The sequence below is a fragment of the Ensifer sp. ENS09 genome (assembly GCF_014852425.1).
Lineage (GTDB): Bacteria > Pseudomonadota > Alphaproteobacteria > Rhizobiales > Rhizobiaceae > Ensifer.
This window is the reverse complement of sequence record NZ_JACVBP010000004.1, coordinates 158,217-175,461: the sequence shown is the minus strand read 5'-3', so window position 1 is coordinate 175,461 and position 17,245 is coordinate 158,217. Positions and strand designations below refer to the sequence as shown.

General features: G+C 64.4%; 17 protein-coding genes. 9 read left to right on the top strand and 8 right to left on the bottom strand.

The annotated features are described in order from the left end of the window. Window positions 1-52 precede the first annotated feature (52 nt). The 7 genes from IB267_RS21245 (at window position 53) to IB267_RS21215 (ending at window position 7,228) form a co-directional block, all read left to right on the top strand. Window positions 53-571, top strand: a complete 519-nt coding sequence (locus tag IB267_RS21245; protein ID WP_192449443.1) for a ubiquinone biosynthesis methyltransferase UbiE — start codon at window positions 53-55, stop codon at window positions 569-571. Continuing rightward, complete coding sequence (locus tag IB267_RS21240) at window positions 568-1,743, top strand: class I SAM-dependent methyltransferase (RefSeq protein WP_043624447.1); 1,176 nt, start codon at window positions 568-570, stop codon at window positions 1,741-1,743. The genes IB267_RS21245 and IB267_RS21240 overlap by 4 nt, the downstream gene beginning before the upstream one ends. Beyond that, complete coding sequence (locus IB267_RS21235) at window positions 1,740-4,100, top strand: SpoIIE family protein phosphatase (protein ID WP_192449442.1); 2,361 nt, start codon at window positions 1,740-1,742, stop codon at window positions 4,098-4,100. Before IB267_RS21240 ends, IB267_RS21235 begins: the two co-directional genes overlap by 4 nt. Before the next feature lie 4 nt (window positions 4,101-4,104). Beyond that, window positions 4,105-4,665 carry an ATP-binding protein gene (locus tag IB267_RS21230; RefSeq protein ID WP_043624452.1) on the top strand — a complete coding sequence of 187 codons (561 nt, stop codon included), beginning with the start codon at window positions 4,105-4,107 and terminating at the stop codon, window positions 4,663-4,665. A gap of 13 nt (window positions 4,666-4,678) precedes the next feature. Further along, window positions 4,679-5,020 carry an STAS domain-containing protein gene (locus IB267_RS21225; protein WP_043624455.1) on the top strand — a complete coding sequence of 114 codons (342 nt, stop codon included), beginning with the start codon at window positions 4,679-4,681 and terminating at the stop codon, window positions 5,018-5,020. A 232-nt stretch (window positions 5,021-5,252) separates the two neighbouring features. After that, a complete protein-coding gene (locus tag IB267_RS21220) occupies window positions 5,253-5,930 on the top strand; it encodes a FadR/GntR family transcriptional regulator (RefSeq protein ID WP_192449441.1) in 678 nt (225 codons plus the stop codon). Beyond that, on the top strand, window positions 5,927-7,228 hold the full coding sequence (locus IB267_RS21215) for an MFS transporter (RefSeq protein WP_192449440.1): 1,302 nt from the start codon (window positions 5,927-5,929) through the stop codon (window positions 7,226-7,228). The genes IB267_RS21220 and IB267_RS21215 overlap by 4 nt, the downstream gene beginning before the upstream one ends. 81 nt (window positions 7,229-7,309) lie before the next feature. On the opposite strand, the gene IB267_RS21210 is transcribed toward IB267_RS21215, so the two are convergent. Then, complete coding sequence (locus IB267_RS21210; RefSeq protein ID WP_192449439.1) at window positions 7,310-8,524, bottom strand: MFS transporter; 1,215 nt, start codon at window positions 8,522-8,524, stop codon at window positions 7,310-7,312. Window positions 8,525-8,845: 321 nt separating this feature from the next. Between IB267_RS21210 and IB267_RS21205 the strand changes: the two genes are divergently transcribed. Then, window positions 8,846-10,066: a helix-turn-helix domain-containing protein gene (locus IB267_RS21205; protein ID WP_192449438.1), complete on the top strand. Its 1,221-nt coding sequence runs from the start codon at window positions 8,846-8,848 to the stop codon at window positions 10,064-10,066. A 10-nt stretch (window positions 10,067-10,076) separates the two neighbouring features. After that, window positions 10,077-10,718 carry a DUF5074 domain-containing protein gene (locus IB267_RS21200; protein ID WP_192449437.1) on the top strand — a complete coding sequence of 214 codons (642 nt, stop codon included), beginning with the start codon at window positions 10,077-10,079 and terminating at the stop codon, window positions 10,716-10,718. Window positions 10,719-10,941: 223 nt separating this feature from the next. Here the strand turns inward: IB267_RS21200 and IB267_RS21195 are convergent, their stop codons facing one another. The 7 genes from IB267_RS21195 to IB267_RS21165 all read right to left on the bottom strand — a co-directional run bounded on the left by IB267_RS21195 (window position 10,942) and on the right by IB267_RS21165 (window position 17,208). Next, a complete protein-coding gene (locus IB267_RS21195) occupies window positions 10,942-11,772 on the bottom strand; it encodes an alpha/beta fold hydrolase (RefSeq protein ID WP_192449436.1) in 831 nt (276 codons plus the stop codon). An 86-nt stretch (window positions 11,773-11,858) separates the two neighbouring features. Next, window positions 11,859-13,460, bottom strand: coding sequence for an MFS transporter (locus IB267_RS21190; protein ID WP_192449435.1), 1,602 nt, complete (start codon window positions 13,458-13,460; stop codon window positions 11,859-11,861). Beyond that, window positions 13,457-13,843 (bottom strand): DoxX family protein, encoded by a 387-nt coding sequence (locus tag IB267_RS21185; protein ID WP_192450004.1) that lies wholly within the window; start codon window positions 13,841-13,843, stop codon window positions 13,457-13,459. Before IB267_RS21185 ends, IB267_RS21190 begins: the two co-directional genes overlap by 4 nt. Before the next feature lie 122 nt (window positions 13,844-13,965). Beyond that, complete coding sequence (locus IB267_RS21180) at window positions 13,966-14,181, bottom strand: hypothetical protein (protein ID WP_192449434.1); 216 nt, start codon at window positions 14,179-14,181, stop codon at window positions 13,966-13,968. 17 nt (window positions 14,182-14,198) lie between these two features. Continuing rightward, window positions 14,199-16,181 (bottom strand): amidohydrolase, encoded by a 1,983-nt coding sequence (locus IB267_RS21175; RefSeq protein WP_192449433.1) that lies wholly within the window; start codon window positions 16,179-16,181, stop codon window positions 14,199-14,201. Between the two features lie 2 nt (window positions 16,182-16,183). Next, window positions 16,184-16,471, bottom strand: a complete 288-nt coding sequence (locus IB267_RS21170; RefSeq protein WP_192449432.1) for a XapX domain-containing protein — start codon at window positions 16,469-16,471, stop codon at window positions 16,184-16,186. Window positions 16,472-16,557: 86 nt separating this feature from the next. Further along, complete coding sequence (locus IB267_RS21165) at window positions 16,558-17,208, bottom strand: hydrolase (protein ID WP_043623178.1); 651 nt, start codon at window positions 17,206-17,208, stop codon at window positions 16,558-16,560. Window positions 17,209-17,245 lie beyond the last annotated feature (37 nt).

The window sequence follows — 17,245 nt, the reverse complement described above, 5'->3', positions numbered from 1 at the left end:
AGAAAGTGGCGTATGGCCGTGGCAGAGTTCGGGGTGCGGAGGACATTGCTGCATGGGTGCTAGTGTCAACAAGACCACGGAAGCGGCTTTCGAGCCGCTGCTTCAGTTTGATATGGAGATGGAAGATTTCCTTTCGGACTGGCACCATTGCGATCATGTCTCGAGCTATCTCGCCCGGATGATCAGCCACAACAGGACCGATCCGGTACGGCATTCGAACTTCTTTTCCTCCGCCCTCAACGAGCTTCTGGAAGTTTCGTTTCGCGGCGGCACCACCGACGGAAAGATCGGCCTGTCGATCTATCGCCAAGGCGCCACGGAACGGGTTCAACTGAGCTTTCCATGCCCGCCTGGTCAGGCGCGCTTCTATCGCGAGGCGGTCTCGAAAACCCGCGAGAGCGATGTCCAGGCCCGCTATCTCGACGCCATTTCCAACGACCTTGCCCCCAGCCGGGAATCGGTGCTTCTGGACCTCGCGGTCAACTATGACGCCCGTCTTCGGCTTGACGAGGAGGCGGCCCCGGCCATCACCCTGATCGTGGATCTTCCCCTTGAAGGAATGGTGAGTTGATCGCAGCGAGCCTTCCTCAGCGTTTCAAGGTCGACTTCGATCCGAACAGCCAGATCTTCTCGCTTGCCGGAACGATCCGTCCGCGGTCGATCGATGAAATCGCCGAGAGTATCCATGCGCTGCGGGAAGCGATCGATACGGTGCGCGGCGTTCTCTATATCGATGTGAAGCGCCTCATCCAGATGAACAACACGGCCTTCCAGGCCTTCATCCGGGTGGCCCTCGACGCCTGCCGCGAGCGGTCGGACCTGCGCCTGATCGTCGTCACGTCCAGCGTCGTCAGCTGGACGACGCGCATGTTCCGGCACCTGAGCACGATCGAGCCGCAGATCTCAGTAGAGGTCTACGATTCGATGTTCTATCCCGGCCAGGACTATTTCGAGGATACGAGCTTCATTCCAATCCTTCGCGCGCAGACGAAATTGACCTGGCGTCACGAGCGCACCATCCTGCCGCGCCACGGCATGCGGCCCGGCATCGCCGTGGCCGACATCTGCTGCGGCATCGGCGATTTCGCCGTGCTCGCGCAGAAGGAGTTCCAGCCGTCGCGGATCGTCGCCCTCGACCACTCGAAGCCGAGCCTTGCCTACGCCCGCAAGGTGGCCGCCGAGTTCGGCGTTACGGATATCGAATACACCTACGGCGATGCGTCGGAGATGCTGCTCGAGGACAACCAGTTCGACTTCGTGAGCTGCCGCCACTCGCTGCAGGTCTTCAATCAGCCGGAGCTGCTTCTCAAGGAACTCTATCGGATCGTGAAGCCGGGCGGCCGCGTCTACATAACCAACGAGAAGAACTCGCACTGCCTCGGCGAGCCGCGAGCGCAAAGCATCCAATGGACCTACAATGAGCTCGCGCGGCTTTTGACCAATTTCGAGATCGATGTGGAGTTCGGGCCGAAGAGCCGGCGCTATCTCGCCGACACGGGCTTCGACGACATCCTGGTCGAATCCTTCATGGTCACCAATCTGGACGGTGATCCACAGGATTTCGCCGATATCATCGCCGGCTGGGAGAAGATGTTTGCGGACATGGCGGTGAGGCACGGCGAAACACCCGAATTCATTGAGCGGTTCCGTCAGGGCTTCCGGGATCACGTCTTCGCTGCCCTGCATCCGAAGGGTTATGCGGGCTGGCCGATCTGGGCAGCGTCCGGGCGCAAACCACTATGAACGCGAGCAATATCCAACGTCCCCGGTTCGGTTTGAGATCCTTTCGCGCCAAGTTCGTTCTGGTGGTCGGCAGCGCCGTGCTCTTCGATCTCCTGCTGACAGGCGGCTTGGCGCTCTGGAACGTTCAAAGGCTGTCGCGCGACGCGACGACGGAGGTCGGACAAGGCCTGCAAAACGCCAACGAAGATTACATGCTCACCTATGCGGAATCGACGGCCGCACGGGTTAATCTTCTGCTCGGCCAGGTTCACGCCGACGTCGCCACGCTCGCAGGCGTAATCCAGGCGCAGATCGACCGCCCCGTGCGCCGCTCCGACGTCGGTGAAGCGCTTGCGCGGCATGCACCGGAATCCGTTACCGTCACCTACGATGCCAAAGGTGGGTGGGCGCAGAACCTTCCGGGGCAGCTCTCGAGCGTAAGCGTGTGGAGCTACTTGCTTGGCCCCGACCACCGACCCCTGCCCGAGGTGCAGGCCGATATCGAGAACAGTGCCGTTCTCGATCTGGTTGCGCCTGCCTTGCTTGAGCACGGCCGCTCCAAACTGCAGATGTACTACGTCGGGCCAAAGGAACGGCCGATCTTGCGGATGGCGCCCTATGCGGACCAGGCGCAGACATTCGACCGTCTCTATCCCGGCCACAACGAAGCCAACTTCTGGAACTTCTTCTTCCCCGGTCTGTACGACTCCTGGGAGGAATGGGCGAAGAACCCAAGCCTCAGGCCCGTTGCAGCCGATACCACGCAGACGGCCCCCTACACCGATGCGGCCTCGGGCAAGCTGATCGTCAGTTTCTTCCAGCCGCTCTGGACACCCGACCGCAAGGGTGTCGCCGGAGCGACCGGAACCGATATCACGCTCGACCAGCTGGCCGAGGTCGTCGAAAGCGTCAAGGTCGGCGACAGCGGCTTCGGATTTCTGGTGATGTCCGACGGCAACGTGCTTGCCATCAATCCGGTCGGCGAAAAGGTGATCGGCCTGCGGCGATCCAGCGACACGGGTGGACAAGGCGTCACCGGACTGGAGCGCTCGCTGCGCCGCAGCGCGCAGCCCGCCATCGCCGAGCTGCCGCTCGGCACCGATGGCGCCATTCAGCGCGTGCTGCTCGACGAAGCCGGTGAGAAGGTCCCCTATCTCATACTCCTGAAGCAGCTCGAGCCGGAGAACCTCTGGGTATCCGGCCCGGTGCGCCGCGAGACCATGTCGATCGGCATCGTCGTACCGGAGCGGGAAATCTACGCCTCGCTGTTTGCGGCACAGGCGAGTATCTCCGAAGCGACGAACCGCATCCTCATCTACCAGATCCTGGCCCTGCTCGCTTCGCTGCTGTTCGTCACGCTCGCCGTGTTCGGCATCTCCAAGCGGGTGACCCGCGGCATCAGCGCGCTCGCCGGAGCGGCAACCAGCATCGAGGCGAAGGACTATTCCGTCCGTGTGCCCATCACCACGCGCGACGAGGTCGGTGAAGCCGCTATCGCCTTCAACAGAATGGCTGAGGAGATCAGCTACCACACCGAGAACCTCGAAAACCTGGTGACCGAACGCACCAAGCAGCTTGAGGACGCCAACCATCAGATTTCCACGCTGAACACACAGTTGCGCAGCGAGAACCTGCGGCTCGGCGCCGAGCTTGCCGTTGCCAAGCAGATCCAGATGATGGTGCTGCCGAAGGCAGGCGAGCTCGCGGAAATCGCCGATCTCGAAATCGCCGCCTATATGCGACCGGCCGACGAGGTGGGCGGCGACTATTACGACGTCCTGCGCGACGGCGAGCGGCTGAAGATCGGCATTGGCGACGTGACCGGCCATGGCCTTGAAAGCGGCGTATTGATGCTGATGGTGCAGTCGGTCGCAAGAGCCCTGCAGGAAGCCGGCGACATGGACCCGGAGCAGTTCCTCAATCGCCTCAACCGCGCCATCTACAAGAACATCGTGCGCACCAACACTGACAAGCATCTGTCGCTCGCCTTCCTCGACTACGACGCCGGCCGCCTGACGCTGTCGGGGCAGCACGAAGAACTGATCGTCGTTCGCAAGGGAGCTGAAATCGAGCGGATCGACACGCTCGACCTCGGCCTGCCGATCGGCCTGGAATCGGACATTTCGCGCTTTGTTGCCACCCGCGAGATCTCCTTCGGTCGCGGCGACATGATCGTGCTGCACACGGACGGCGTGACCGAGGCTGCGAACGCCAAGGGCGAACTGTTTGGCATCGAGCGACTGTGCGAGAGTGCCGGAAAGTTTTACGGACAGAGCGCCGAGGACGTCAAATCGGGTATCATCGAGGACCTGATGGCGCATATCGGCAAGCAGAAGATCTACGACGACATCACACTCGTCGTCATGAGACACAGGTGATCAGATGACCACGCTCTACGGACTGGCGGACCTGACGATCGGCGCCCACCAGAAGATGACCCGGTTGCGTCTCTACGACGGGCCGCTGGATCTCAGCTGGAAGCATTGCGCCATGGCTTCGGATTTCGTCGCGGAACTGGCGGCGCTGCGCTACCGCGCGTCGCGCAACACCTATCGGGAAGTGCGCCACAACATCGGCTACCTGACCAACGAACTGGTCGAGAATGCCGTGAAGTTCCGCGCTTCCGGGTCCGTAGTCGTCGAGGCCGCCCTCGAGGCTCAAAGCTTCCGCACGAAAGTGTCGAACGTGATCGACAACGAAGCGGCCGCGCGCTTCCAGGATCTTTTGTCCGAGATCGCCGACGGCGACCCGGGCGACCTGCTCATCGAGCGCATCGAAGCCAACGCAACCGGGCTCGGCAAGAGCGGCTCGGGGCTTGGTCTTTTGACGCTGATGAGCGATTATGGCGTTCGTTTCGCTTGGGTTTTTGGCGCCCAGGGTGACGACGGCGAAACCTCATTGGAGACTTATGCCTCCATTGCGGTCCCAGACCTCTCGAACTGATGAGCCGGTGAACATGGAAAACAAGGACGAAGAAGAGTATCGCGTTTGGTCCGAAGGCAACGATATTCATTTTGAGGGCACGATGCGGCTGCCGGGAACGGAAGCCTATGCGCCGATCTTCTCGACGGTGATGGGCGTGCTGGAGACCGAGCCTGAGCACGTCACGATCGACCTCACCGAACTGCAGTTCCTGAACTCGTCCGGGATCAACCTGCTCGCCAAGCTGACGATCGAGGCACGCAACCGCCCGAACGTGCAATTGACGGTGCGCGGAACCTCGGAGATCCCGTGGCAGTCGAAATCGCTGCCGAACCTCAAGAAGCTGCACCCCGGCCTCGATCTCAGGCTCAACTGAGATCGCACCGTGCCGGCAACCGGTTCCCGTAGTTAAAGCCTGAGCATCGCGCGCCCCACCGGCGCGCGATGCTCGTTGCGTATGCGAACCAGCGCTACCAGCCGATGACAAATGCGGTCGGCAAGAGCGGTCGCGCGCCCTCTACACCTTTCTCTCCCTCTCGTCGTCACGCTTGACTCTCCGAACGCCTCGCCCTATCGGTCAAATCATCTGATGACTTGATGAGCAGACGATGCAACCGATCAATCGTACGAGCCTTGCCGAGAGCGCTGCCGAAAGCCTGCGGGCGGAAATCCTCGGCGGCCGCTGGGCCATTGGCGAGCGTATTCCCAACGAGACGGCGCTGACGGAACTCCTGGCGGTGAGCCGCGGGACCGTGCGCGAGGCCGTTCGCGTCCTGATCTCGAAAGGGCTGCTCGACGCCCGCCAGGGCTCCGGTACCTATGTCCGCTCGACGGTCGACAGTTCCGGCGCGCTTGACCGCGTCAAGCGGGCGAGCCTGCGCGACCAATGGGAGGCGCGCGCGGCCCTCGACGTGGAAGCCGCCCGCCTGGCGGCGCTCCGGCATACGCCCAAGGATCTGGAACAGATGAAGCGCCTTCTTCTCGCCCGCGGTACGGTTGCCGATGGCGGGCGTGAAGCCTTCGGCCGACGCGATATCGCTTTCCACCGGTCGATCGTCGAAGCCTCCGGCAACAGGGCGATCGTAGAGCTCTATGACTTTTTCACCTTGGCCATTCTCGAAACCATCCACTCGACGCTGTCGGGCGACCTGCCGGAGCCCGACGACCGGGCGCATGCGGCTATCGTCGAGGCCATAGCGACCAGTGACCCGGACAAGGCCGCGGCCGCCGTTCGGGCGTTCATGGCCCCCGTCCTCGCTGAACTTGATCGGCTACTTTCCCAATGAACCAGACTTTTCGTGACCCCAAAACCGAAGCCGTCGAACCGCTGGACATCGAAGATCAGCTGATCGATGCCGAGGCCGACAGCGTGCCAGCCCCGCAGCCACCGGTGCTGAGCCGCAACGCCCGCATCCTTTTGGGCGCCAGCCTCGTGCTCATCGCCTTCAACCTCCGGCCGCTGTTTTCGAGCCTTTCGGTGTTGCTGCCCGAAGTGATGCAGGCGACCGGCCTTTCCACCGCAAGCGCCAGCGTGCTCACCACCCTGCCGGTGCTTTGCCTCGGCCTCTTCGCGCCGCTTGCGCCGAAGCTCGCGCAGCGCTTCGGCGCCGAACGCACGCTTCTCGGGGTGCTCGTGCTGCTCACGCTCGGCACCGGCCTGCGCGGCATCCAGTCCGTGCCGCTGCTTTTCCTTTCGACATTCGCCGCGGGTGCCGCGATCGCGATCGGCAACGTGCTGCTTCCGGGCCTCGTCAAGCGTGACTTTCCCGACCGGGCCGCGATGATGACGGGCCTTTACACCATGGCGCTCTGCGCCGGTGCTGCCAGCGCCGCCGGCCTGACGCTGACGATCGAACACCATGTGGTCGGCTCCTGGTCCGGCGCGCTTGCGGCCTGGGCGGTACCCGCCCTCATCGTACTGATGATCTGGGCGCCGCAGGCGCTGCGCGGCAAGGCGCAAGCTCGCCACAGCGGCTTCCGCGTCGTCGGCCTCTGGCGCGATCGGCTCGCCTGGCAGGTGACCCTGTTCATGGGGCTGCAATCCGCGCTCGCCTATTGCGTTTTCGGCTGGATGGCGCCGATCCTGCGTGAGCGTGGCCTCGATGCCGCAACCGCCGGCGCGGTGGTCTCCGCGTCGATCATGATGCAGGTCGTCACATGCTTGGCTGTGCCTTCCTTCGCCGTCCGTCGCCGCGACCAGCGCGCCGTCTGCGTGGCGCTCGTCGCCGCTGCCGTCATCGCACTGATCGGCATCCTCTTTGCGCCGCTCTCGACGGTGCTCGTCTGGGCCGTTCTGCAAGGGATCGGCCAGGGCGGCCTCATTGCCGCGGCGATGACACTCATCGTGTTGCGCTCGCCCGATTCCCACGTGGCGGCGCATCTCTCCGGCATGGCCCAGGGCGTCGGCTACGTGCTTGCCGCCATTGGCCCGCTGCTTGTCGGCTTCATCCGCAGTTGGACCGGCAGCTTCGCCGCCAGCGCCATTCTCTTCATCGCGCTCGGCATCGGCGTGGCGATCATGGGAATGGGCGCGGGACGGGCGCTGCATGTCGGTGCGCGAACCGTCCGGATAGATGAGCGCTAAGACGGACGGATTGGAGTTAGAACAATCCAAAGGGCTCCCCCCTCCCAGGCGGAGCCCTTTTTCTCGCGGTCAGCGCTCGGATCAGGCCGCGGCCGCCACCGGCTGGTAGCGCGGCGCTGGCCGGAAGGTGAGCGCGATCAGGAACGCGCCGAGGCCGATGCCCCAGGAGCCGATATAGAGCCAGGTGTAGCTCGCCAGCGCATCATAGATCAGACCCCCGGCAATCGGTCCCGTCGCCATGCCGAGGCTGCCGGCCATCGCCGTTCCGCCGATCACCGTCCCCATCATCCGCAAGGGGAAATTCTCACGCGCAAGCACCGCATAAAGCGGCATGACGCCCGCATAGATGAAGCCGAACAGGGCCGCGACCGCGTAGAACGAGCCGAGCCCGGCGGCAAAGACATAGGCAAGCGCCCCGAAGGCCTGGGCGAGCAATCCGAGAACCAGCACGCGCTTGGCCCCGAAGCGGTCGCCGAGCAGACCGAAGACGACGCGGCCGCCCATGCCGGCGAGACCCTCGACGCTGTAGATCGACACGGCCGCCATGACCGGAATACCGCAGGTGATGGCGTAGCTCACCGTATGGAAGATCGGGCCGGAATGGGTGGCGCAGCAGAAGAAGTTGGTCAGGAGCAGGATGATGAAGAGCGGCGATTTCAGCACCTGGCTGGGCGTCATCGACGACTGCGGCTCTTCCTCGGGCGACGCCGCGGCAGCGCCACCGGCAAGGGCCGGCGCTTGGCGAACGAGGAACGAGACCGGGATCATGATGACGGCAACGACGAGCGCGATGATCTGGAGAGCGGTTCTCCAGTCGTAGGCGGAAACCAGCCAGGCGGCAAAAGGCGACATCGTCAGCGGCGCCATGCCCATGCCGGCAGACACGAGCGAGACAGCGAGGCTCCGATGCGTGTCGAACCAGCCGGTGACGCAGGCCATCATCGGCGCAAAGATCGCAGCCGTCGCCGTGCCGACGACGACACCGAAGAGGATCTGGAAGGCGATCAGCGAGGTCGCCCAGCTTGCCGCCATCAGGCTGACAGCCAGGAGCACCGAGCCAATGAGCACGATCGGGCGTGCGCCCCACCGGTCGGAAAGGCTGCCCCAGGCGATGCTGGCAAAGGCCATGGCCAGGAAGCCGATGGTCATGGCGCTCGAAACGCCGGTCACCGACCAGCCGGTATCGCGCGAAATAGGCAGCAGGAACACCGGAAGCGAAAACATGGCGCCGATCGCCAGGCAGCCGAGCAAGCCGCCCGCCGCCACGATGACCCAACGGTAATGCGAATTGGTCATTGCAATCTCCTTCGAGCCGCCCGGCCGAACGTCCGGCCACGCCGACAAATTGTGCAATCTGATCGCGCGGCGGACCGTACCTGGGACATCCCCACGAATCCGCCCGATTGAAAGACGCTCGCACCGGCACCGAGCCGACAGGAGCTCCGAAAGAATTTCATAATAGTTGCGGATTCACATTCGATGCAGTCTTGAAGGCATGCGCCCCACTGTTTCCGCTTGATTGTGCGACCAAGCTTCTTTCTGTTGTCGGTTGCCACCGGAGAGATAGATAAAAGCTGGGACACGGCTTGCGGGAGTGACAAGTGTGACGGGATTTCGATGGATTCGCTGATCACGGCCGCAGCACGCGCACTGGCGTCGGGCGATCCGCTCGGCGCGCTGAAGCGGGTGGCGCTGCGTGACGATCCGCCGGCACTGGCGCTGCGCGGCATCGCGATGGCCCAGCTTGGCGACTTCACTCGCGCAAAGGTCCTCCTGAAAAACGCCGCGCGCGCCTTCGGCCCCAAGGAAGCGGTGGCGCGGGCCCGGTGCATCGTCGCCGAGGCGGAGATCGCCATCGTCTCCCGCGACCTCTCCTGGCCGACGCGCGCGCTCGACGCCGCCCGCTCGACGCTCGAAGCCCATGGCGACCACCTCAACGCCGCCCACGCCCGTAATCTCGGCGCGCGGCGGCTGCTCTTGATCGGGCGGCTGGACGAGGCCGAGGACCTTCTTGCCGGCATCGATACGGCACGGCTGACACCGCTGTCGAAAGCCGCCCACGAATTGGCGCTCGCTGGCATCGCCGTGCGCCGACTGCGAACCGAGGCCGCCACCGCCGCCTTCAGGCGCGCGGACGAGGCGGCACGGGCGACCGGCATTCCGGCCCTGATCCTCGAAGTCGAGAACGCGGCCGCCGTGCTCAAAGCGCCGGCTGCCCGCCTGATGGCGGAAGGGGAAGAGCGTTCGCTGCAGCTGGGCGAGGTCGAAGAGCTGCTTGCTTCCGGCGCCCTGGTCGTCGATGCCTGCCGGAACCTCGTCAGAGGACAAGCGACCCTGTGCACGCTTGCCACCCGGCCGGTGCTCTTTGCGCTGGCGCGCACGCTTGGTGAAGCCTGGCCGGGAGACGTCTCGCGGCGCACCTTGCTTGCCCGCGCCTTCGGCGCACGGCATGTCGACGAATCCCACCGCGCAAGGCTGCGCGTCGAAATCGGCCGGCTGCGCGAGGAACTGCGCCCGCTTGCAGATATCAAGGCGACAAGCGACGGTTTTCGGCTGGTGCCGCACGGTAAGCACAAGGTTGTCGTCCTTGCGCCGCCCGTCGACGAGCGGCATGCCACCATGCAGGCGCTGCTGGCGGATGGCGAGGCCTGGTCGAGTTCAGCGCTCGCAATCGCGCTCGACGCGAGCGCGCGCACCGTGCAGCGGGCGCTCGAAGAACTCGCCTCGAAAGGCAAGGTCATACCGATCGGGCGCGGACGGGCACGGCGTTGGGTCGTGCCGCCGATTGCCGCATTCCCGACAGTCTTGTTACTCCCCGGCCCTTTGCCAAACGAATAGGATCAGCCCCATGAAAAGATCCGAAGCCGAAATCATCCACATCTATGGCCCGTTCCCCGGGGCAGACCAGGTCCACGGCGTCACCTTCGACGGCCGCAACGTGTGGTTTGCCGCCGGTGATACGATCAACGCCTTCGACCCGGAAAACGGTGCGCCTGTCCGTTCGATCGACGTCGCCGCCCATGCCGGCACCGCGTTTGACGGCAAGCACCTCTTCCAGATTGCCGAAGATCGCATCCAGAAGATCGATCCGGAAACCGGGAAGATTCTCGCAACGATCCCGGCACCGGGCGGCGGCGGCGATTCCGGCCTTGCCTGGGCCGAGGGCGCGCTTTGGGTCGGGCAGCATCGGGGCCGCAAAATTCATCAGATCGATCCCGAGAACGGCGCAATCCTGCGCACGATCGAATCCAAGCGCGTGGTGACTGGGGTGACCTGGGTCGATGGCGAACTCTGGCACGGCACCTGGGAAGGCGACGAAAGCGATCTCAGGCGCATCGATCCGCAAACGGGAGCCGTGCTTGAAACGGTCGCCATGCCGTCCGGAATGGGCGTCTCGGGCCTGGAATCCGATGGCGGCGAACGCTTCTTCTGTGGCGGCGGCCCGAGCGGCGTCGTCCGGGCGGTTCGCCGACCGAAGCGGGCGCGCTGAAACCACTGACGATGATCTGCTGGTGACAACTACGGCTGCGCGCCGTTGTCGATGCGGCGCCGGCACTACAGCGCCGCGCGCCTTTGAGGCGCATAGAGGGCGCTGTAGCGCTTCGAAGCGCTGCATGTTCCGTCCGCAAAACCAGCGATGAATAGGGAACCATGCAGTAGCGTTGTCCCGGCACGGTCCGCAATACCCGGACACCGCGGACCGTGCCCGAGCTTTAGGCCTTAATGAAGGCGAGCAGGTCGGGATTGATGACATCGGCATGGGTTGTCAACATCCCATGTGGATAACCCTCGTAGACCTTGAGCGTGCCGTTCTTCAGCAGCTTCACCGCCAGTCGCGCGCTGTCGTCGATCGGCACGATCTGGTCGTCGTCACCGTGCATCACGAGCGTCGGCACGTCGATCGCCTTCAGGTCTTCGGTGAAGTCGGTTTCCGAGAAGGCCTTGATGCCTTCGTAGTGCGCCTTGGCGCTGCCCATCATGCCCTGGCGCCACCAGTTGCGGATGACGCCCTGCGACGCTTCGGCACCGGGGCGGTTGTAGCCGTAGAACGGACCGCTCGGAACGTCGAGGAAGAATTGCGCCCGGTTCGCAGCAAGCGCCGCCCGGAAACCATCGAACACTTCGATCGGCAGGCCGCCCGGATTGTTCGCCGTCTTGACCATGATCGGCGGCACGGCGCCGACGATGATCAGCTTGGAAACTCGGCCGCCCCCATGCCGCGCCACATACGCCACCGCTTCGCCGCCGCCGGTGGAATGGCCGATGTGGATGGCATCGCTGAGGCCGAGCTTGGTGGTCACCGCCGCAACGTCCTTCGCATAATGGGCGATGTCGTGGCCCTCGCTCACCTGCGTCGAACGGCCATGACCACGGCGGTCGTGGGCGATGACGCGAAAGCCCTTGTTGACGAAATAGAGCATCTGCGCGTCCCAGTCGTCCGCCGACAGCGGCCAGCCGTGGTGAAAGACGATGGGCTGGCCCGAGCCCCAATCCTTGTAGAAGATATCGACGCCGTCTTCAGTCCTGACGAAGTTCTCGGTCATGGGAACGGTTCCTTTGTTTGGGTTGGGTACATGTCTTCGAGATCTGGCCCCCGGCGCGGGATCCGCGCCGGGACGTGCGGTCCGCGTCAACCGAGATGGGGATGGTTGATCGCGAGAAAGTGGTTGACGACCGGAGCGGCCGGCCCCTTGTGGTAGCGGCGGACGTCGTCCTGAATGTCGGCATCGGCCTTGGACACGCGCTTGTGCTGGCGCAGGTGTTCGGCCCAGGATTCCACCATGAACCATTCGACCAGCCGTCCGGGATCGGCCGCGTCCTCGGTCACGCCCCAGCCATAGGCGCCGTCGCGCCGCCGCTCGTGCGACAGGCGGGCGAGCGCCTTCAGGAACTCGGACCGATCCGCCTTGTCGATCGTGTATTCGATCAGGACGAGAACCGGTCCGCGGTCGTGTTCGACCGGCTCGCTGGTCAGCGGCTCCGGCCAATGATTGGAAGGAATGAGATCCGCCTCACCTTTCGGCAGCTTCATGGCGTGGAAGGCGAGGCCAACGCAGAAAAGGCCGATGGCGGCCACGGCGAGCGTGAAGGGCACGCCGATTGCCGAGGCGGTCGCGCCCCAGGCAAGGCTCCCGCCGGTCATCGCGCCATTGAAGACGGTCAGATAGACGGCGAGCGTGCGTCCGCGCACCCAGTTGGGCAGGATTGCTTGAGCGGTGCTGTTCAGCGTCGTCAATGCCGTGATCCAGGCCGCACCGCAGACGAGCAGCGCCGCCACGGCTACCCATTGCGCCGGTGCGAAGGAAAGCACGCCCATGACGGCGGCGGTCAGGACCGCCGACAACAGCAACAGCCCGTCGGCATCCATTCGCGCGCGCAGCCGCGGCATCACCAGCGCGCCACCGATCGCGCCGGCGCCGACGGCGCCGAGCAGGATGCCGTAGAAGCTGGCGCCACCGCCGAGAAGCTGGCGGGCGACCAGCGGCAGCAGCGCCCAGATCGCACTTGAAAAGGCGAAGAACACGGCTGCACGCAAAAGCACCACATGCAGCTCGCGGCTGGCGCGCGCATAGCGCAGCCCGGCGCGGAAGGCGCCGAGAAAACGCTCGGCGAGCGCGTCGTCCTCCGGCACCTGCCGTCGCCACCAGACCAAGGCGGCAATGACGAAGACATAGCTGATGACGTCGACCCCGTAGGTGACGGCCGCGCCGAACCAGGCGAGCAGCAGACCACCAAGCGCAGGGCCGATCGCGCGGGAGATGTTGATGCCGAGGGAGTTCAGCGCGACCGCGCCCTTGACGTCCGGCCGCGACACGAGTTCCGGCACGATCGCCTGCCAGGTGGGGGCGACGAGCGCTGCGCCGATGCCGCCGACGAAGGTCAGCGCAATCAACGAGGTCACCGACTGCAGTCCGCTTGCGGAGAGGAACAACAGGCAAAGGCTCGCGGAGGCGAGCAGGAACTGTACGACGATCAGGAATTTGCGGCGGTCGAGAATATCGGAGAGAACGCCGGCGGGAATGGCGAGCAGGAAGATCGGCAACGTCGCGGCCGCCTGGATCATCGAGACGGCAGCGGGTGTTGCCGACAGGTCGGTGACGAGCCAGGAGCTGGCGACATCGCGGATGAAGCTGCCGGTATTACCGATGATCGTCGCCACCCAGAGGACGGCGAAGACCTTCTGGCGCAAGGGCGCGAAGGTGCCGGCGTTGTTGGTCGCTGCCTGCGTCATTGGCCGCCCCTCCCCGTGACTGCACGTTCGCTCAGATCATAGAGTGCAACGAGCACGAAGGCGCCTGCAAGGCCGATATGTTCGAAGAAGCCGTTTGTCGCCATCGCACGCTCCATGCCGGGCGGCAGCTCCCAGAAGCGGAAGGCAAGCAAGGTGGCGGCGAGCGTGAAGGCCGCAAGCGCGCCTGCCGCCGCCCAGCGATAAAAGCCCGAGAGAACGAGAGCCGACATCCCAAGCTCAAAAACGATGACGCCGACCGCAAAGAGCGGCGCCGGATGGAGACCGAAATGCTCCATCTCGGCAAGCGCGCCCGGGAAGTCGAAGATCTTCGTCAAAGGCCCCTGAATGTAGGCCGAGCAGAGCGCCAGCAATCCGACGAACATGAAGGGGTTGCCGGAACGGCCCGGTCGAAGGCGCGCGGCGAGATGGTTTTCGAGGGAAGAGAGGCTCAATCTTTCGTTTCCTTGTCAGGCGGTCTTCGGCTTGATGGGCGGCAAGGCCGCCCTCATCGGGTTTTCGGCCACTTCAAAGGCGTGATCGCGCTCTGGGATATGCCCTGGTAGTAGGCTCCGTGCTTTGCCGGCGAATGGTTCACGACGACTTTCGCAGAGGGGTGCCGGAGGCCCTCGGTCGGCGAGGCCGAGGCATGCTCCGGTCCGAGCGATGCGTTGATCAGGAGCGCAATCGCGGCCATCGCCACGCTGCCGGCTATCGTTCGCATTTTGCGTCTCCCTTCCGCTACACCGCCCAGCAGGAACAGCCGAGCGCGCCGAAGAAGCCCTTGAGATCAGCGATCGGCAGTTTCGACGTCCAGGCGCCGGCATGGTCGTGACCATGGACGCCGCAATCGCTGGCGCAGCCGCAGGACGTGATCGCGGTGCGCCGGAGCGAGCGCTTGCCGGCGCCCTCGGGCTCACCCCAGGCGGCATAGCCGCCGAAGGTGCGAACCGGCGACCAGTCAGGCATTGCCGGCGGCACCGGGTTCTCGTCGTGGGCGGCGAAGTCGCCCGCCGCATAGACGATCTTGCCGCCGACCATGGTCAGTTCCGAGGTCAGGAACGAGATCTCGTCCTCGGCGCAGTTGAAAAAGTCCTTGTTCGGTACGATCAGGTCGGCGAACTGCCCCTTTTCGATCCGCCCTTTCTTGCCTTCCTCGTTGGAGAACCACTGCACCTTTTCGGTCCACATCCGAAGCGCCGTTTCGCGGTCGAGGCAGTTGGCGCGCGGGTAGAGCTGCAGGCCGCCGACGGTCTTGCCGGTCACCATCCACGACAGGGAAACCCAAGGATTGTAGGAGGCGACGCGGGTCGCGTCGGTGCCGGCGGAGACGTTGACGCCCTTTGCCAGCATCTTGGCCACCGGTGGCGTTGCTTCAGCGACGCCATGGCCGTAACGCTCGACGAAGTACTCGCCCTGATAGGCCATGCGATGCTGCACGGCGATGCCGCCGCCAAGGGCGGCGATCCGGTCGATCGAGCGGTCGGAGATCGTCTCGGCATGGTCGAAGAACCAGTTGATGCCCTCAAGCGGGATATCCCGGTTGACCTTCTCGAAGACGTCGAGCGCACGGGTGATCGTCTCGTCATAGGTGGCATGCAGTCGCCAGGGCCAGCGGTTCTCGGCAAGAATGCGCACGACCTCTTCGAGTTCGCCCTCCATCTCCGGCGGCATGTCCGGGCGCGGCTCGCGGAAGTCCTCGAAGTCCGCAGCCGAGAACACCAGCATCTCGCCGGCACCGTTGTGGCGGAAGTAGTCGTTGCCCTGCTTGTATTTGACCGACGACGTCCATTTCAGGAAGTCGTCCTTCTCTTGCTTCGGCTTCTGGGTGAAGAGGTTATAGGCCAGCCGCACCGTCATCTGGCCCTCGTCCGAGAGCTTCTGGATGACGGCATAGTCATCCGGATAGTTCTGGAAGCCGCCGCCGGCGTCGATGACGCTGGTAACGCCGAGCCGGTTGAGCTCGCGCATGAAATGACGGGTCGAATTGACCTGATAGTCGAAGGGCAGCTTAGGCCCCTTGGCAAGCGTCGAATAAAGGATGCCGGCATTGGGCTTGGCCAAGAGCAGCCCGGTCGGGTTGCCGCTGGCGTCGCGCGTGATCTCGCCACCCGGAGGGTTCGGCGTGTCCCTGGTGTAGCCGACTGCGCGGAGCGCCGCGGCGTTGAGGAGAGCCCGGTCATAGAGATGCAGCAGGAACACCGGCGTATCGGGCGCAACCGCATTGATCTCGTCGATCGTCGGCAACCGCTTTTCGGCGAACTGGTGCTCGGTGAAGCCGCCGACGACCCGCACCCATTGCGGCGCCGGCGTGATCGCCACCTGCCGCTTCAGCATGTCCATCGCATCGGCGAGCGAGCGCACGCCGTCCCAGCGCAGCTCCATGTTGAAGTTGAGGCCGCCGCGCACGACGTGGGTATGGTTGTCGTTCAAGCCCGGCAGGACGCGCTTGCCCTTGAGGTCGATCGTCTTTGTGCCTGAGCCCGCCAGCGCCATGATCGTCCTGTCGTCACCAACAGCGTGAATCAGGCCGTCCTTAACGGCAACGGCGGTGGCCATCGGGTTGGCGCGGTCGAGCGTCGTCACTTGGCCGTTGTGAAGGATCAGGTCGGGCGTCATCGAGGTATCTCCGGTCTGTTGGGCGCCGGCGGTGCGGGCCGACGAGAAGAGCGCGGGCAGCGCCAGCGACGAGGCTGCACCGAGGAACGAGCGTCTTGTCGGCATCGTCAGGCCCTCTCGTCGTTGCCGGCTGCATCCTTCACCGCGCCAACCGCGGCCTGCCCGCCGGGCAGATGGCCGAACACATGCGGCATGCACTGCCGATTGAACCAGGAGAGGTTGACCGGCTCACCCGAGAGGGCGCGCTTGACCAGGGGCACGGACTGCTCCCCGATGAGAATGCCGAGCAGACCGATCAGCGCTATGACCGGCGGCGCCGGCGAGCGGACATTGAGCAGCGCATAGATGACGCCGACGAGCAGCCCGGCTCCGAGCGAGAGAAGGTACATCTTCATCGCCACAACTCCTTCACGGGATAAAGGTGCCGCTCCGGCCGCAGCGCGGCGGCCAGAGCGTTAATCTGGAGCGCGGAGGCGTTCTGTCAGTGGCCTTCGGAGGCGCCGAACATCGACTTGGCGTAGATGATGCCGAGGCCGTACGAGCCGCCGAACTTCTTGGCGATGCCGGTGGTCATGTCGTAGGTCTCGGTGCGCGCCCAGTCGCGCTGCAGCTCGAGCATGTATTGCAGCGAGGTCATCGGTCGGACGCCGGCCTGCACCATGCGGTCCATCGCCCGCTCGTGCGCCTCGTCCGAAACATCGCCGCAGGCATCCGCGATGACATAGACCTCGAAGCCCTGGTCGAGCGCCGAAAGTGTCGGGCCGACGATGCAGACCGAGGTCCACAGCCCGCACATGACCAGGCGCTTCTTGCCAATGCGGTTGACTTCTTCGATCACGGCCGCGTCTTCCCAGGTGTTCATGGACGTGCGGTCCAGCAGCTTCTGGCCGGGGAAGGCATCGGTGATCTCGGAGAACATCGGGCCGGAGAAGGTCTTTTCGGCAACCGTTGTGAGGATGGTCGAAACGCCGAAACCTGCCGCCGCATTGGCGACGAGTGCTGCGTTGTTGCGCAGGAGCACCGCGTCGATCGACTTGGTCGCAAAAGACATCTGCGACTGGAAGTCGATCATGATCAGGGTGTGGTCCTTGGGCGAGACGAGGAGTTTGCCGGGGGTCGCTGTCGCAGACATGGTCGTGACCTCTTACTGTTGAAACTGAGCTCCGATT

What these genes read in the sequence shown, in the direction of transcription:
- IB267_RS21245 (WP_192449443.1), top strand. Translation starts at nt 53, where the DNA reads ATGGGTGCTAGTGTCAACAAGACCACGGAAGCGGCTTTCGAGCCGCTG.
- IB267_RS21235 (WP_192449442.1), top strand. Translation starts at nt 1,740, where the DNA reads ATGAACGCGAGCAATATCCAACGTCCCCGGTTCGGTTTGAGATCCTTT.
- IB267_RS21230 (WP_043624452.1), top strand. Translation starts at nt 4,105, where the DNA reads ATGACCACGCTCTACGGACTGGCGGACCTGACGATCGGCGCCCACCAG.
- IB267_RS21225 (WP_043624455.1), top strand. Translation starts at nt 4,679, where the DNA reads ATGGAAAACAAGGACGAAGAAGAGTATCGCGTTTGGTCCGAAGGCAAC.
- IB267_RS21220 (WP_192449441.1), top strand. Translation starts at nt 5,253, where the DNA reads ATGCAACCGATCAATCGTACGAGCCTTGCCGAGAGCGCTGCCGAAAGC.
- IB267_RS21215 (WP_192449440.1), top strand. Translation starts at nt 5,927, where the DNA reads ATGAACCAGACTTTTCGTGACCCCAAAACCGAAGCCGTCGAACCGCTG.
- IB267_RS21210 (WP_192449439.1), bottom strand. Translation starts at nt 8,524, where the DNA reads ATGACCAATTCGCATTACCGTTGGGTCATCGTGGCGGCGGGCGGCTTG.
- IB267_RS21205 (WP_192449438.1), top strand. Translation starts at nt 8,846, where the DNA reads ATGGATTCGCTGATCACGGCCGCAGCACGCGCACTGGCGTCGGGCGAT.
- IB267_RS21200 (WP_192449437.1), top strand. Translation starts at nt 10,077, where the DNA reads ATGAAAAGATCCGAAGCCGAAATCATCCACATCTATGGCCCGTTCCCC.
- IB267_RS21195 (WP_192449436.1), bottom strand. Translation starts at nt 11,772, where the DNA reads ATGACCGAGAACTTCGTCAGGACTGAAGACGGCGTCGATATCTTCTAC.
- IB267_RS21190 (WP_192449435.1), bottom strand. Translation starts at nt 13,460, where the DNA reads ATGACGCAGGCAGCGACCAACAACGCCGGCACCTTCGCGCCCTTGCGC.
- IB267_RS21185 (WP_192450004.1), bottom strand. Translation starts at nt 13,843, where the DNA reads ATGTTCGTCGGATTGCTGGCGCTCTGCTCGGCCTACATTCAGGGGCCT.
- IB267_RS21180 (WP_192449434.1), bottom strand. Translation starts at nt 14,181, where the DNA reads ATGCGAACGATAGCCGGCAGCGTGGCGATGGCCGCGATTGCGCTCCTG.
- IB267_RS21175 (WP_192449433.1), bottom strand. Translation starts at nt 16,181, where the DNA reads ATGCCGACAAGACGCTCGTTCCTCGGTGCAGCCTCGTCGCTGGCGCTG.
- IB267_RS21170 (WP_192449432.1), bottom strand. Translation starts at nt 16,471, where the DNA reads ATGAAGATGTACCTTCTCTCGCTCGGAGCCGGGCTGCTCGTCGGCGTC.
- IB267_RS21165 (WP_043623178.1), bottom strand. Translation starts at nt 17,208, where the DNA reads ATGTCTGCGACAGCGACCCCCGGCAAACTCCTCGTCTCGCCCAAGGAC.